This window comes from Sulfobacillus thermotolerans, assembly GCF_039623705.1.
In the GTDB taxonomy this organism is placed as follows: Bacteria; Bacillota; Sulfobacillia; order Sulfobacillales; family Sulfobacillaceae; genus Sulfobacillus; species Sulfobacillus thermotolerans.
On sequence record NZ_CP133983.1, the window covers coordinates 1,656,327 to 1,668,431 of the forward strand.

Consider the following 12,105-nt stretch of genomic DNA (forward strand, 5'->3'; position numbering starts at 1 on the left):
TCGGCAGGGTGTTCATCGTCTGCTCCGCACATCAAAGACACTATATTGTATCATGTTCCTTCAAAAAATCGGCTGGAAAAACACAACAACCGCGAAGCATCCTCTGTCAGTATACCCATTTACGACCCGTTAACGGTTTTGGTACCAGGCGACATTGTCGTTCCACTGGGCGGCCGCTACGCGAGCGGCAGGCGGGCATTTAGCCCGGTATAAAAAGAGCGCAGGACGCGGCAACAACCTATGCGATAAGGATTCGAGATTGGCAATGCCTTTAATAATAAATCCGTCATATTCCTTAGCCCACATGTCCAACATATCGTCACGCATCGCCCAAAGGGTAAAATGATCGCCTAAATCAAGAATTTTATTGGCGACCTGGCTCAGTCCGACTTGATGTACATCGTCTCGTGTCACATCATTCAAAAAAGCATGGTGCCGCACCAAGACGCTGAGGTGGTAGCCATGATAGCGTAATGAACGCATCAACTCGCGGTCAAAGACCACTTCTCCCGCGTTGTCTGTAATATATAAAAGACGGGCTTTGTTTGGAAGACGAGACCAAAAGATGGGGGAATGGTCGACCCCTAACCCTTGCTCAATAGCACCTTCTAACTGCGTGAATAAATACTCGGGGTTCGCATCCAATCCTGCATCAATAATGTTTGCCGCACACGCATAAACCAAACGCTGCGACAAATTTTCGACAGGCACCACATGGTCTGCCCAAAAATGTTCTGCCAATTCGTTGGCACGCGTCTTTTCTGCCGTATAAGCATCCGTTTGATGAGTCGCGCGATTGGCAACACGATACATTTCATCAATCGCGATAGCGGGCGTCTCGTACCGGTCCCAATTCGTTCCCAGGGCCAACATGACGTCGCGTTGAATCGGAAGATAATCCGTGACACCGCGATGTTCAAGAGTCCTCGTTAATTGAAGATATACACAAGGCGCGCATTCTGGTGCAATCTGCATAGCGTTTGATTCGGTAAGCTTCCGTGTTCTCCCGGACATGGATAGCGTCGAGGTTCTATCCGAGCTCCCGTTCCTCCTCTCAGTAGGTGCTGACCAGGCGAGATGGTGTGACGTCTCGCCGAATTTTGGCATCCTCTAGGCCTTTGTTGAAGATGGTTGACCTGTACGCATTTAACGGACACTATATTTTTAGTGTACCACGGCACAACCTGCCGTGTGATACGCACGAAGGAGGAGTCATTCAATGTGCGGACGTTATTCTCTTGGCTTATCATGGGAACAACTGGTAGAGTCGTGGCATTTGGCGTCATGGCCCGTGGAACCGCATTGGACACCGCGCTGGAATATTGCTCCGGGACAGGACATTCTTGCGTTAGGCCCGTCAAAAGAAGGCGAAACAAAGGCTGCATGGGTAAGGTGGGGATATCCTTTAGGAAATCGCCTCTTGATTAACGCCCGCTGCGAAAGTTTGACCACTAAGCCGCTATTTCATGAGGCTATGAAATCTCAACGTACGGTCATTCCGGCGGACGGATTCTATGAGTGGGCCCCAGATAGGCGCGCATTTCGCTTTACGGCTCAAGTCCCCTTGAGTATTGCTGGTCTTCTGCTTCGCTCGCGCCAAGAGCCGATTTGGCGGGTCGTGTTGATTACGTGCCCCGCCAATCGCTGGGTAGGCGATATCCACGACCGGATGCCTTGGCTCTTAACGCCCGAACAAGTCCCGGTGGTGCCGTTTTCCACCGCAAATTACGCCCGCTTGCGAGTTTAGGGGTAGACTTATGGCTTGGCGCTGCTTGCTGCCCACAACCGGCCAACATGCCTGCGGCCACGAGGAAGAGGGCGGGAATCGTCAGTGTGTGGCGCAATGTCATCGCAATAATCACTCCGTTGTCACATTTTTTCGCGCCTCATTGTACCATGAATCGTTACCCGTTCACAAAGAACGCCCAATGATGGGCTGGCGCACTAGACTCACGATGTGAACGATGGCCGCTGCCACAGTCATACCCAGACCCGCTACTGTGACGCCGGTCCAGCCAGCGATGCCCCATGCCCAACTAGCCACCCCCGACCCCAAGGAGCCCCCCAGGAAGTAAGTCACCATATAGACCGTGTTGACACGAGCACGGGCATTAGGACGTAACGCATAAATTCTGGACTGATTGGAAATTTGCCCCGATTGTACTCCGAGGTCTAAAACAATAATGCCCACAATTAAGGCCCACAAATGACCGGACAGTGGTCCCATCCATAAATAGGCTAATGCGACCAGACCAATGGAGGCGGTGACCGTAATTCTGGGGTCGCGTTTGTCGGCCAAACGTCCAGCCACAGGTGCTGCGCTGGCCCCTGCAATGCCCAAGAGACCAAAGAGACCAATGATGGATGCTGAGTAATGGTATGGCGCCAGCCCGAGCCGAAAGGTCAACGTTGTCCAAAAGGCGCTAAAGGCGCCAAATAAGGCAGCTCCCGTTAAAGACGCTCGAACTAATTCGGGTTCTTGACGAATGAGAGGACCTAAAGAGCGGAGAAGTCCCGCGTATCGTAACCCATGATGGTGCGGTTCAGATCGCGGAAAAATCCGTGCAGTGGCTCCCGCGAAAATCAGCATAAGAAGACCCGCCAATTCATAAACGCGAGGCCATCCTAACCAATCACCCACGAAGCCGCTTACCGTTCGCGCTCCCAAAATACCAATTAATAACCCGCTCATGACTACCCCCACCACTCTTCCACGCGAAGAATCTGGTGCGAGATCAGCGGCTACAGGAACAATAACTTGTGGCACGACCGTCGCCAAACCGAGTGCAAAATTCATGGCGAGAAAGGGAATAAAAGCGGGAATGACCGCCACCAGTTCCAATGCCATTGCCGTTAAGAGAAACAAACCGATGATCAACCGCTTGCGTTCCCAGAGATCGGCCAATGGGACAAAGAGCAAAAGTCCTGCGGCGTACCCGATTTGGGTTAACATGGTCACCGCCCCCACGGCGGCGGACCCCACATGAAACGAATGCGCCATTAATGTCAGTAGCGGTTGATTGTAGTACAAGTTAGCTACGCTGGCACCCGTTGCAATAGCCATAAAGATAACGAGCCACGAAAAGGTCATGAGTCCCTCCTAAGAATTTGCTGAGGCCCTAGTGTAAAGATTTCGCTTCGCTCTAGGATACTTGCCTTGCCTACGAAGAAGTTTACAATAGTTTCAGTGTCCGACTTCGCCCTAAGTTGCGACTGATTAGGAGGGTTTGCATGGAGCAATTTTGGATTTCGTCGGTCAACAGTATTTGACAGCTAATATGGCCAGTCTCAAGACAACAGGAACCATCGTCGTGATCGGAACGCTCAGCGGTACAGATGCCAGTATCCACTTAGGTCAACTTTTGGGCCGGCGACTGACAGTTCGCGGCACCGCTTTGCGTTCGCGGCCGAAATACGAAAAAATGCGTTTAATTCAAACCTTCCAAGAGCGCACCCACGCGTTTTTTGCGTCGGGACGGCTGGGAGCCATCATTGACCGGACGTTTCCTTTAGCCCAAGCAGCTGAAGCGCATCGCTATCTAGTGACAAACCAGACCATTGGCAAAGTCATTTTAACCGTCGACTAGTGCGACAGCACATAGTCACCTATTTGTTCCAATACAGCACGCGCGTCGGCCGGTGTATATGGCCCTGGCTTCTCGAGTCGTCCACCCGCTGCACGCGCGTGTCCACCTCCGTGAAATCTGTCTTCCATAAGTGCAGCGACATCCACGCGTGGGTCGCTTCGAGCCGATAGGCGTCCATCTGGTTTAATAAATACCACCAAAGCAGCCCCTGATTCCAACAAACGGTGCGCTATTTCGTTGACGGGCCCCTCATCACTTAACGGGATGGCGACCATGGGTAAAGGGGTGTTGGTCCGCACCGCTATTTGGAGCTGAGCGTGAATAAACGTGGTTTCTTGGGCAATTAACTCGGCAAGCCGATCTTGATCAGCTCTATTATACGGTGTCCATCCGTCATGGAAATGCTCATAAAACCATGCATAACCGCCATCATGAAATAACCGGTTAAGATTCTGCCCTGCTCCATGACATGGCTGCCACAAATCATAGCGTTCCACTGCGCGAATCAGACGGCTCCATTGCGGGGAGGGCGCGAGCATTCCATGCCCGACCATGTAGTCGTACAGCAAATGCGATCCGGATTTACTAAGGTCAATTGTTACCCCAGGCCAAGTCTTTAATGGCAACGCCGTTTGGTGATGGTCCAGTAACCAGTGAATGCGAGCGCCTAAGACCTCATATTGTTCAGGCTTTAGCGACACATCAGCCAAATACAGGGGTTTATCATCCGTAATGAGGGCAAAAGCCGAAGCCACTTGATCGGGTTCCACAAAAACCGGGGTCAGCCCGCATTTTTGGCCCACGACCGCGGCAGCGGCTCCATCCAAACAATTTTTATGGGTAATGAGCCATCCCGTTGTTTCCATACGTTCCTCCTCTTCATGGGTACATGCCTCGAAGCATAGCATGACGCCGCAAGATAGGAAATATGTCCTTAGGGATTACACGATGTCAATGTAGCTTGCGCGAATCGTCCGCCCTTTGAGTGTGCCGGCCAATCGCACCGTGGTTCCCGCTTTTAATGGGCCCACATTTTTTAGGGTTGTGGTGTCCAGAACTTCCACCGTATATAGACTGGGTTGACTTTGGGCATTATAGACGAGAAATCGCTGAAAAGGACGGGATTTCCCTTGAACCAGAGCGTGCGCGGAAGTCAATAGCGTGGCCGTCAGCATGAAAAGCACGAGGGGTCGTGAATTGGTTTTAGCAGGCATTAAAGAGACACTCCTTCCGCCCATATTCCCATGGGAACAATAATTCGCGATGCATGCGCAAATCCCTTCCTGGAAACCTGAAGATTGGTTGAATGTGGTCCGAACACAAAACACCATAGGAGGCAGGGGATGTCTTTAAAGTTTTGTATAATTGATCCGTATCTGTACAAGATTCTCACCGTGCTCGAGAAGGGAGCCGAAAATGTCAGTGTCGGATCACATTTTACCCAACGTCCTGTATGCGGTAGGGCATACACCGCTTATTGCGTTGCAGCGTATTAGACCAGACAATGGTGTAGACATTGCTATCAAATTAGAAAGCGTAAATCCCGGAGGAAGTATTAAAGACCGCATTGCAACAGCATTGATTGAAAGCGCTGAACAAGACGGACGTTTGCAAGCAGGAGGGACCATTGTTGAAGCGACCGCAGGTAATACCGGCATTGCTTTAGCGATGGCAGCGGCGGTTAAGGGCTACCATGCTCTTTTTGTGGTACCTGATAAGATGAGCCCCGACAAGATTGCCATTTTGAAAGCTTTCATGAGAAATCCTCTAATCCTTTATGGGCCTTTTTAAAATAGCCACACGTCGAGGGGAAGAGCAACGCCGTATCGGTTTTTACGCGTGTCGGCAGCTATCACGACAGATTATAGGCCAATCCTCACGGCCCCAATGGCTCCATCTTTCTCATGGCAGCGGTCCGTGTTAAAATTTTAGTAGGCATAAAGATGGAACACGCAAGAATGTGGGTGGAGGATAGCGATGCTTGAGTGGTTGATAGGAAAGCGGCGTACCAACACAACAACGGAACAGAAGGTCCCGGTTCATATAACGCCTTCCGAAGTCTTGGAATTACTGGCCCAGGGTGAAAAGATCGTCATTTTGGACGTGCGGATGCAACATGAATATCGCCAGGGACATATCAAGGGGGCGCAACTGATTCCGCTCTCTGAGCTCCCTAAGCGCACTCATGAATTGCGTAATAACGCCACGATTGTTACCGTGTGCCATACCGGCCGGCGGAGCGCTCAGGCAGCGAGGCTCTTAAGAGCCCAAGGCTTTGTAGCACGCAATATGGTAGGCGGCATGACGAAGTGGACCGGACGGGTTGTTAAGTAATGAGATTCGTTGCGCCTTTCGTCGGAGAACGGAAGGAGAGATCTGAGTATGTTTGTCGATAAGATTCTTGTTCGTGGCGCTGCGATTGCCGCACTGATTGGTGGGGCGATTTTTGGCTTCTATGGCATTTCCGCGGTGATGTATTATTTGATCGCCGCGGGGCTTATCTTGTTAATCTTCTCAATAGGGTGGACGCAGCGGTACCAGCGGGTTTATGAGCAGGCGCCTCCAGGGTATGCCCCCACAGGAGAGGTGTATGCCAACCCTGGAGGCCCCCCCGTAGAAGTATGGCATCGAGGGATTCGGCGCATCTACGTCCAACATCAGAAGGTCCGATAAAATGCGTTTTAAATACATCTTGTTGTTAGTCCTAGCGAATATGCTTTGGGCCGGGAATTTTTTGGCGGGACGCATTCTTCGTGTAAGCATGGGGCCTTTTACCCTCAACGGCATTCGCTGGGTCGTGTCGGCGGCGATTTTACTCGTGATAGTCCACCAACGTCGTGAGCGCATTCCCTTTCGTTACGAATGGAAGGCATTTTTGCTCTTAGGCTTTATGGGCATGTTCCTTTTTTCCAGTTTGACATACTGGGGCTTGACCATGGTGCCCGCGGGTGAGGCGGGCTTGCTATCCGGATTTACGCCCTTAGCCGTTTTGGTGGCAGGATTTTTCATTGCAGGGGATAAGGTGCGCATAGGGCAATGGGCCATGGTCGCGCTATCCATCGTGGGCGAGATTTTGTTGCTTGGCGGTGGTGCCTCGGCATCCGGCAGTCTTTGGGGGGCTAGCTTACTCATTGTCGCGGCCTTGGCCTGGGGCATTTATACGGCCTTGGGACGGCGTTATCGCCATCGTTTCTCTCCTTTAGTTTTGACTGCCGGGGCCGCAGTGGGCGGAGCGATTCCCTCAGTTCTTTTGGGACTGTGGAACCTCACGACGCATCCAATTCATCTAACGGTGGAAAGTGGATTAGCCCTCGCCTATGTCAGTACCCTGGCCTCTGTGGTGGCGTTTATGATGTGGAGTACTGGGGTAAACCGGTTAGGAAGCGGAACAGCGGCCCCGTTTTTGAACTTGCTGCCGGTGTTTACCGCGGTTCTCGCGATGCTTCTGCTGCACGAGTCATTGTCCACAATTCAAATCGAGGGGGGCTTGATTGTGATTGCCGGGGCAGCGGGCTCTGGATTTATGCGCTCTCCCGCTACGCTTAGTGATCAGGCCCCGGTTGAGTCGATGCTTGAATAAGATAGGCGGCAAAATATTCAGGCGCGGGCATTCCTGTTAATTTATAAGGACCAGGTCGACACCAAATGGTAGGAACACCCATGACTTGGTGCGTCTGGCTGATATCGGGAAATTGTTCGGCTTGAATGATGTTAACCGCAATCATTGGCTGTATGCGTGCAAAGTGAATCCCTTGATCTACGACCTGAGGACAACGGGTACACGTCGTGGAAACAAAAATATCGGCCGTCACAGGATTCGCAATCTGTTGAAGCCACTCTGCCCACGGGGGTTGTTGGTGGGGCAATGGATTTCCGTAAGTCATCAAGGCCTGAATAAACGTTGTGTATTCCGTTCCACTGGGCGTGCCGATAAAACGGACGCCAAATGCTCCGTGAGAACTCACGATGAGGGTCGTAGGATCAAGCATATCCGCACCTAGGGGCACCGCCTCTCGATTTAGCTTTTGCGGAGCCAGGCTCACCGTATAATCAACAAGGTCAAGAGTCGCCTTGGTTAAGGTCGAGTCTGGTTGGTTGGAATGGACTCTTAAGGTTAGCGCATCGGTCAAGCCTTGAAGCGCCTGACCGATGCGCCGTTCGTCGGCGTCATTGAGTATCATGAGGCGTCTCCTTTTCTATGTTCTCGGCATTTGTTATCGTCTTCCAGCACCACCGCTCCGTGTAATCATCCAACGGATAGTAATGGATAATCATCAGGTCCGGTCGATTGGGGATTGGGACTTGATTGGACCGAAATCGTAATTTGCGAATGCCATGGTCAGCGCTCACCGATAAAATTTCTGATGTTGAAGGAATGGGCAATTCATCCCACGGAATTCCAATGCGTTCGCTCAGCGCGCTCTTTAAGGAAGACACCCATGGTTCTGTCACATAGGGTTGCCATTCGACTAACAGCCGGTTCAACATGTGCGCAAGCAATTCAGGAGACCACCACCCCGCTAAAGGAGAGTCGGGCGCGTATAACAAGACCGCCAAATTTTGATTGAGACCTTTAAGGGAACCAAAGGGAATTTGAAAAAGGCGCTCGATCGTCTGATTCCAAAACCGTAAATACCATCCGATGTCCAATAAAATGGCGGGAAAGGGATTGAACCGCACAATCCACTGAACGTATTCGTCCGGCAGTTCCAATTGAGGCGCCACATACGGACGGTATCCACATTTATAGAGCCATTGGTTAACCTCGCCGCTTAACACCGGGACTCTGAGCGCTTGGGCAATCGTAATCAGCAGGTCTCGAGATATCTCCAAAACCTGAGACTGTTCTATGCGCGACAATTGTTTCTGTGATAAAGCGACTTTGCGCGCCAGTTGAGCTTGCGACCAATGTTGAGACAAGCGATGGGAGCGAATCGCCAGCCCAATCGATTCATCAATAATCATAGCGTTAGGGGGGCCGCCTTTTTTCAGGATACCATGAGTGTACCATCGCTAAGCCAGGTCATGCCACTTCGATGCATAGAGCGTGTTCAAAAAGACATGCTAAATTCAAACAATCCGCAAGGAGGTCACTATGAAGATTAAAGATTTCCGGTTTGTCGGCAAATTTCCCAACTATGAAGTGCATACCATTTTGGACGATGGGCAAGAGAAAACCCACGAGATTGATATTGGCAACTTAGAATATGTCGGCACTCTTGATGAAAAACAATTGAAGTCACTGATCAAGGAAACGGTCAAGGCCCACCAAGAGCCGAAGCGTACGGAAGCCATGAATCAATTGATAGGCAAATCGTTGTAATTAGCATTGTGCAAGATACCTGGGCAAATCATGGTACAATCGACCCACCAAAAAAGATAAGGGCGGTGGTAACAAAATGCCCAGCAGCACAAGGCCTTTAGTCGTTTCTTACGCACAACAGCCGCTGATGCGACAAATCGCCGCGACATTTCCCGCATTGGACGTGCGCTTCGTCGATGACATTGCCGCACCAACACGGATCAGTATCTTTAATCAGGCACGCGCTATGATTGTTGCAGGCAATGCCGTTAATGCTCATACTCTTGAGCCGTGGACCACTCTGGAATTTGTTCAAACTTTGGGATCGGGCTATAACAATGTCGACCTGTCAGCTCTGGAGGACCGTCACATTGTCGCGGCCCACAACCCCGGTCAAAACGCGTACGCCGTCGCGGAACACGCCCTAATGTCAGCCATCTATCTTATGCGGCACATGGGTGCGGCTCATACCATGGTCTTAAATGGGCAATTTATGAAGCGGCAACAATTGGCGGGAATGATCAGAGATCTGCGTGGGCTGACCTTGGCCCTCTACGGAATGGGACAAATTGGGCAACACTTAGCCCAGCTCGCCACGCCCTTTGGCATGAACCTGATTTATTACCAGCGACACCGTCACCCCCAGGTGGAGCAAGAATACGCTGTTCGTTATGTGGCACCTGACGACCTCTGGAAGCTCGCAGATATTGTGGTATTAACCGTACCTCTCACGGATGCAACGTTTCACTTGGTGGGAAAAGACCAATTGGCATGCATGAAACCTGGTAGCGTATTGATTAATGTTGGCCGAGGACCCGTCGTGGATGAACAAGCTTTAGCCCAAGCTCTTATCGAAGAACGGCTATACGGTGCAGCTCTTGACGTCTTTGAGACCGAGCCACTGTCTGAGAGTAGTCCCTTACGGAGCTTGCCGCCGTCCGTCCAAGAACGCACGTTATTTTCTCCACATATTTCCGGGGTCACACAGCAAGCCCTAACGGCCATGGCAACCCATGCCTTAGAAAACGTGCAATGTTTTTTCGCCCAGCATTCAGCGCATCATGTTCTAGTCCCACGGCCGGGCGTCAATCTTTGGCAATGGCAAAACGACGGACGCCAAAAATCATTTGCCACCCATCCGAATGAGGGATGAAAGGACAGCCATTCACCAGTAAGCTGGCGAGGCCCCAAATCAAAGGGCCCTCTAACCAAAGGCACGTGCACCGCATCAGCATCACGGACAGCAACGCGAGAACGGATAACAGACCGTCCACGGCGAGGCCTGCCGCGGCAACCCAGCGATAAGCCATTCGGGATAAGCCTGTCATATCGATAACTGTGGTTAACCGCCCCTTATGCCACCGCATGCCGTGCCACCGTGCCCCGTAATGGCGGGCGACTACGATATGGGCAGCTTCGTGCCCAATCGTTCCGACTAAGGCAGCCAGACTGACGGATGCCCAGAGCACAGCGTTCACGGAATGACCTCCAGTCAGATGCAAAATTTTGACGGACTGCTGGTGCTACATGCACTACTCTTGGTATTATTCCCATAGTTCGTTCAGACAGAGTCGGAAGTCATAGACTGTGTCTTTCGCACAGCATAAGGAGCGACATACGACACCAACAGTACCGGAGGAGACCAATATGCCCCATGCAACTCTGCACCCCATCGGAGACATCGCACAACAACTAGACCTGACGAAATCCGATATTATTCCGTTTAGCAATGACAAAGCCAAGATTCCTTTAGATATCATTTACCAACGGCCGAGGCGGGCCAAACTTGTCTTGATGACCTCGATCAATCCCACGCCCCCAGGAGAAGGCAAAACGACCATGTCGATTGGTCTATCCCAAGCGATGCGTCGGCTGGGGATCGCGGCTACGGCCGTCTTGCGAGAACCGTCCATGGGGCCCACATTTGGCATGAAAGGAGGCGCAACCGGAGGAGGCGCTTCACAAGCTGAACCCTCGACCGCGATTAATCTTCACTTCACCGGAGATTTTCACGCCATCACGGCAGCTCACAACTTGCTGGCCGCGCTAATTGATAATGAACTGTTCCACGGCAGTCGTCTGGACGTCGATCCCCAGCGTGTGTTGTGGAAGCGAGTCTTAGATGTCAACGACCGAGCCCTGCGCCATGTTGTCATAGGCCTTGGAGGACCCTCTCAAGGTATCCCTCGCGAAACCGGATTTGATATCACGGCGGCATCGGAAGTGATGGCGGTTCTCACGCTATCTCAGGACATGAACGATTTAAAACAGCGTTTGGCGCGCATGGTTATCGCAAGTCAGGGTAACCAAATGGTTACCGCAGGAGACATTGGCGCAGAAGAAGCGATGGCGGCTATTCTACGCGACGCCATGATGCCTAACTTAGTGCAAACTTCAGAGCATACGCCCGTGATTATGCATGGCGGCCCGTTTGCCAATATTGCTCATGGCTGTAACAGCATTGTGGCCACAGAAGCAGGACTGCGTATGTCCGATGTGGTTGTAACAGAAGCGGGCTTTGGCGCCGATTTGGGAGCAGAAAAATTCCTAGATATCAAAGCACCAATAGCGCATTTACAGCCTTCTCTAGCCGTTGTGGTGGTCACTTTGCGGGCCCTTCGCTACCACGGCGGACAACCTTTAAGTGAGATGGCACAACCGAATTTGGTGGCGTTGCAACGCGGCATGGCCAATCTTCTGAAACATATTGAAAATCTCCAGTCTTATGGATTACCAGTCGTGGTTGCGATTAACCAGTTCGGTACCGATACCCAAGAGGAACTTCAGTGGCTTATTTCTGCGCTAGCCCACCGTGGCATTGCCGCAGCCTCCGCGGATGTCTTTGGCCAAGGCGGGGCTGGTGGCGAAGAATTAGCCGCATTAGTGGCCAAAGAGCTAGAAACATCAAGGGGAGCCTTTCAGCCCTTATATGATGAGAGCGTGCCACTACAGGTGACGTGATAGCCTTTGAGGATTCCTCGCCCGGTCTTCTAGCAGCACGTCAAGCCCAAATTCCAACCGTGATCACCATGAATGAGTGGACATATGATCACGATTTTACGGGCGCTTTGGCTGTTCTAGACAATTTGGGGGAGCCTGGAGCACCCGCACGCGTGCTTATTCCAAAAGGACAAGACAATGTGGTCGTAGACTGCAATGTGCTACAGCAATGGTTAGAAGCGGAACGATGACGTTCCGCTTTTATTTTTCTTATAA

Annotated in this window: 17 protein-coding genes; 10 read left to right on the forward strand and 7 right to left on the reverse strand. The window is 51.6% G+C overall.

The window, feature by feature from the left end; all coding sequences use genetic code 11:
* Positions 1 to 129: 129 nt before the first annotated feature.
* Positions 130 to 975 (reverse strand): ARMT1-like domain-containing protein, encoded by an 846-nt coding sequence (locus ORD20_RS08360; RefSeq protein WP_158246181.1) that lies wholly within the window; start codon positions 973 to 975, stop codon positions 130 to 132.
* A gap of 244 nt (positions 976 to 1,219) precedes the next feature.
* Between ORD20_RS08360 and ORD20_RS08365 the strand changes: the two genes are divergently transcribed.
* Positions 1,220 to 1,747, forward strand: coding sequence for an SOS response-associated peptidase (locus ORD20_RS08365; protein WP_430626087.1), 528 nt, complete (start codon positions 1,220 to 1,222; stop codon positions 1,745 to 1,747).
* 165 nt (positions 1,748 to 1,912) lie between these two features.
* Here ORD20_RS08365 and ORD20_RS08370 read toward each other — a convergent pair whose 3' ends face one another.
* Entirely contained in the window at positions 1,913 to 3,091 is a 1,179-nt protein-coding gene (locus ORD20_RS08370; RefSeq protein WP_103374667.1) for an MFS transporter, read from the reverse strand.
* Positions 3,092 to 3,227: 136 nt separating this feature from the next.
* On the opposite strand from ORD20_RS08370, the gene ORD20_RS08375 reads away from it, so the two are divergent.
* Positions 3,228 to 3,587 (forward strand): zinc-binding dehydrogenase, encoded by a 360-nt coding sequence (locus tag ORD20_RS08375; RefSeq protein WP_430626088.1) that lies wholly within the window; start codon positions 3,228 to 3,230, stop codon positions 3,585 to 3,587.
* On the opposite strand, the gene ORD20_RS08380 is transcribed toward ORD20_RS08375, so the two are convergent.
* Together ORD20_RS08380 and ORD20_RS08385 are read right to left on the reverse strand one after the other, a co-directional pair.
* A complete protein-coding gene (locus ORD20_RS08380) occupies positions 3,584 to 4,453 on the reverse strand; it encodes a DHHA1 domain-containing protein (RefSeq protein WP_103374665.1) in 870 nt (289 codons plus the stop codon). The two genes, ORD20_RS08375 and ORD20_RS08380, sit on opposite strands and share 4 nt — an antisense overlap.
* A gap of 75 nt (positions 4,454 to 4,528) precedes the next feature.
* The gene (locus ORD20_RS08385; RefSeq protein WP_103374664.1) at positions 4,529 to 4,801 is read right to left on the reverse strand and encodes a hypothetical protein; all 273 of its coding nucleotides are present in this window, start codon (positions 4,799 to 4,801) and stop codon (positions 4,529 to 4,531) included.
* 202 nt (positions 4,802 to 5,003) lie between these two features.
* On the opposite strand from ORD20_RS08385, the gene ORD20_RS08390 reads away from it, so the two are divergent.
* The 4 genes from ORD20_RS08390 to ORD20_RS08405 all read left to right on the forward strand — a co-directional run bounded on the left by ORD20_RS08390 (position 5,004) and on the right by ORD20_RS08405 (position 7,167).
* Positions 5,004 to 5,378: a pyridoxal-phosphate dependent enzyme gene (locus ORD20_RS08390; protein WP_430626089.1), complete on the forward strand. Its 375-nt coding sequence runs from the start codon at positions 5,004 to 5,006 to the stop codon at positions 5,376 to 5,378.
* 186 nt (positions 5,379 to 5,564) lie between these two features.
* The gene (locus ORD20_RS08395; RefSeq protein ID WP_103374662.1) at positions 5,565 to 5,921 is read left to right on the forward strand and encodes a rhodanese-like domain-containing protein; all 357 of its coding nucleotides are present in this window, start codon (positions 5,565 to 5,567) and stop codon (positions 5,919 to 5,921) included.
* 48 nt (positions 5,922 to 5,969) lie between these two features.
* Complete coding sequence (locus tag ORD20_RS08400) at positions 5,970 to 6,260, forward strand: hypothetical protein (protein ID WP_103374661.1); 291 nt, start codon at positions 5,970 to 5,972, stop codon at positions 6,258 to 6,260.
* A gap of 1 nt (position 6,261) precedes the next feature.
* Positions 6,262 to 7,167: a DMT family transporter gene (locus tag ORD20_RS08405; RefSeq protein WP_103374660.1), complete on the forward strand. Its 906-nt coding sequence runs from the start codon at positions 6,262 to 6,264 to the stop codon at positions 7,165 to 7,167.
* Here the strand turns inward: ORD20_RS08405 and ORD20_RS08410 are convergent.
* Positions 7,130 to 7,768, reverse strand: a complete 639-nt coding sequence (locus tag ORD20_RS08410; RefSeq protein WP_103374659.1) for a thioredoxin family protein — start codon at positions 7,766 to 7,768, stop codon at positions 7,130 to 7,132. The two genes, ORD20_RS08405 and ORD20_RS08410, sit on opposite strands and share 38 nt — an antisense overlap.
* Positions 7,755 to 8,552, reverse strand: a complete 798-nt coding sequence (locus ORD20_RS08415; protein WP_103374658.1) for a helix-turn-helix domain-containing protein — start codon at positions 8,550 to 8,552, stop codon at positions 7,755 to 7,757. The genes ORD20_RS08410 and ORD20_RS08415 overlap by 14 nt, the downstream gene beginning before the upstream one ends.
* A gap of 130 nt (positions 8,553 to 8,682) precedes the next feature.
* Between ORD20_RS08415 and ORD20_RS08420 the strand changes: the two genes are divergently transcribed.
* Entirely contained in the window at positions 8,683 to 8,910 is a 228-nt protein-coding gene (locus ORD20_RS08420) for a hypothetical protein (protein WP_103374657.1), read from the forward strand.
* Between the two features lie 76 nt (positions 8,911 to 8,986).
* Positions 8,987 to 10,042 (forward strand): 2-hydroxyacid dehydrogenase, encoded by a 1,056-nt coding sequence (locus ORD20_RS08425; protein ID WP_103374656.1) that lies wholly within the window; start codon positions 8,987 to 8,989, stop codon positions 10,040 to 10,042.
* On the opposite strand, the gene ORD20_RS08430 is transcribed toward ORD20_RS08425, so the two are convergent.
* Positions 9,975 to 10,367, reverse strand: coding sequence for a hypothetical protein (locus ORD20_RS08430; protein ID WP_103374655.1), 393 nt, complete (start codon positions 10,365 to 10,367; stop codon positions 9,975 to 9,977). The genes ORD20_RS08425 and ORD20_RS08430 overlap by 68 nt on opposite strands.
* Positions 10,368 to 10,536: 169 nt before the next feature.
* Here ORD20_RS08430 and ORD20_RS08435 point away from each other — a divergent pair, with 169 nt between their 5' ends.
* Together ORD20_RS08435 and ORD20_RS08440 are read left to right on the forward strand one after the other, a co-directional pair.
* Positions 10,537 to 11,850, forward strand: coding sequence for a formate--tetrahydrofolate ligase (locus tag ORD20_RS08435; protein ID WP_430626090.1), 1,314 nt, complete (start codon positions 10,537 to 10,539; stop codon positions 11,848 to 11,850).
* Positions 11,847 to 12,080 carry a hypothetical protein gene (locus tag ORD20_RS08440; RefSeq protein ID WP_430626091.1) on the forward strand — a complete coding sequence of 78 codons (234 nt, stop codon included), beginning with the start codon at positions 11,847 to 11,849 and terminating at the stop codon, positions 12,078 to 12,080. Before ORD20_RS08435 ends, ORD20_RS08440 begins: the two co-directional genes overlap by 4 nt.
* The last annotated feature ends 25 nt before the right edge of the window (positions 12,081 to 12,105 follow it).

Coding starts and splice junctions, on each gene's coding strand:
- ORD20_RS08360 (WP_158246181.1), bottom strand. CDS start 975: ATGCAGATTGCACCAGAATGCGCGCCTTGTGTATATCTTCAATTAACG.
- ORD20_RS08365 (WP_430626087.1), top strand. CDS start 1,220: ATGTGCGGACGTTATTCTCTTGGCTTATCATGGGAACAACTGGTAGAG.
- ORD20_RS08370 (WP_103374667.1), bottom strand. CDS start 3,091: ATGACCTTTTCGTGGCTCGTTATCTTTATGGCTATTGCAACGGGTGCC.
- ORD20_RS08380 (WP_103374665.1), bottom strand. CDS start 4,453: ATGGAAACAACGGGATGGCTCATTACCCATAAAAATTGTTTGGATGGA.
- ORD20_RS08385 (WP_103374664.1), bottom strand. CDS start 4,801: ATGCCTGCTAAAACCAATTCACGACCCCTCGTGCTTTTCATGCTGACG.
- ORD20_RS08390 (WP_430626089.1), top strand. CDS start 5,004: ATGTCAGTGTCGGATCACATTTTACCCAACGTCCTGTATGCGGTAGGG.
- ORD20_RS08395 (WP_103374662.1), top strand. CDS start 5,565: ATGCTTGAGTGGTTGATAGGAAAGCGGCGTACCAACACAACAACGGAA.
- ORD20_RS08400 (WP_103374661.1), top strand. CDS start 5,970: ATGTTTGTCGATAAGATTCTTGTTCGTGGCGCTGCGATTGCCGCACTG.
- ORD20_RS08405 (WP_103374660.1), top strand. CDS start 6,262: ATGCGTTTTAAATACATCTTGTTGTTAGTCCTAGCGAATATGCTTTGG.
- ORD20_RS08410 (WP_103374659.1), bottom strand. CDS start 7,768: ATGATACTCAATGACGCCGACGAACGGCGCATCGGTCAGGCGCTTCAA.
- ORD20_RS08415 (WP_103374658.1), bottom strand. CDS start 8,552: ATGATTATTGATGAATCGATTGGGCTGGCGATTCGCTCCCATCGCTTG.
- ORD20_RS08420 (WP_103374657.1), top strand. CDS start 8,683: ATGAAGATTAAAGATTTCCGGTTTGTCGGCAAATTTCCCAACTATGAA.
- ORD20_RS08425 (WP_103374656.1), top strand. CDS start 8,987: ATGCCCAGCAGCACAAGGCCTTTAGTCGTTTCTTACGCACAACAGCCG.
- ORD20_RS08435 (WP_430626090.1), top strand. CDS start 10,537: ATGCCCCATGCAACTCTGCACCCCATCGGAGACATCGCACAACAACTA.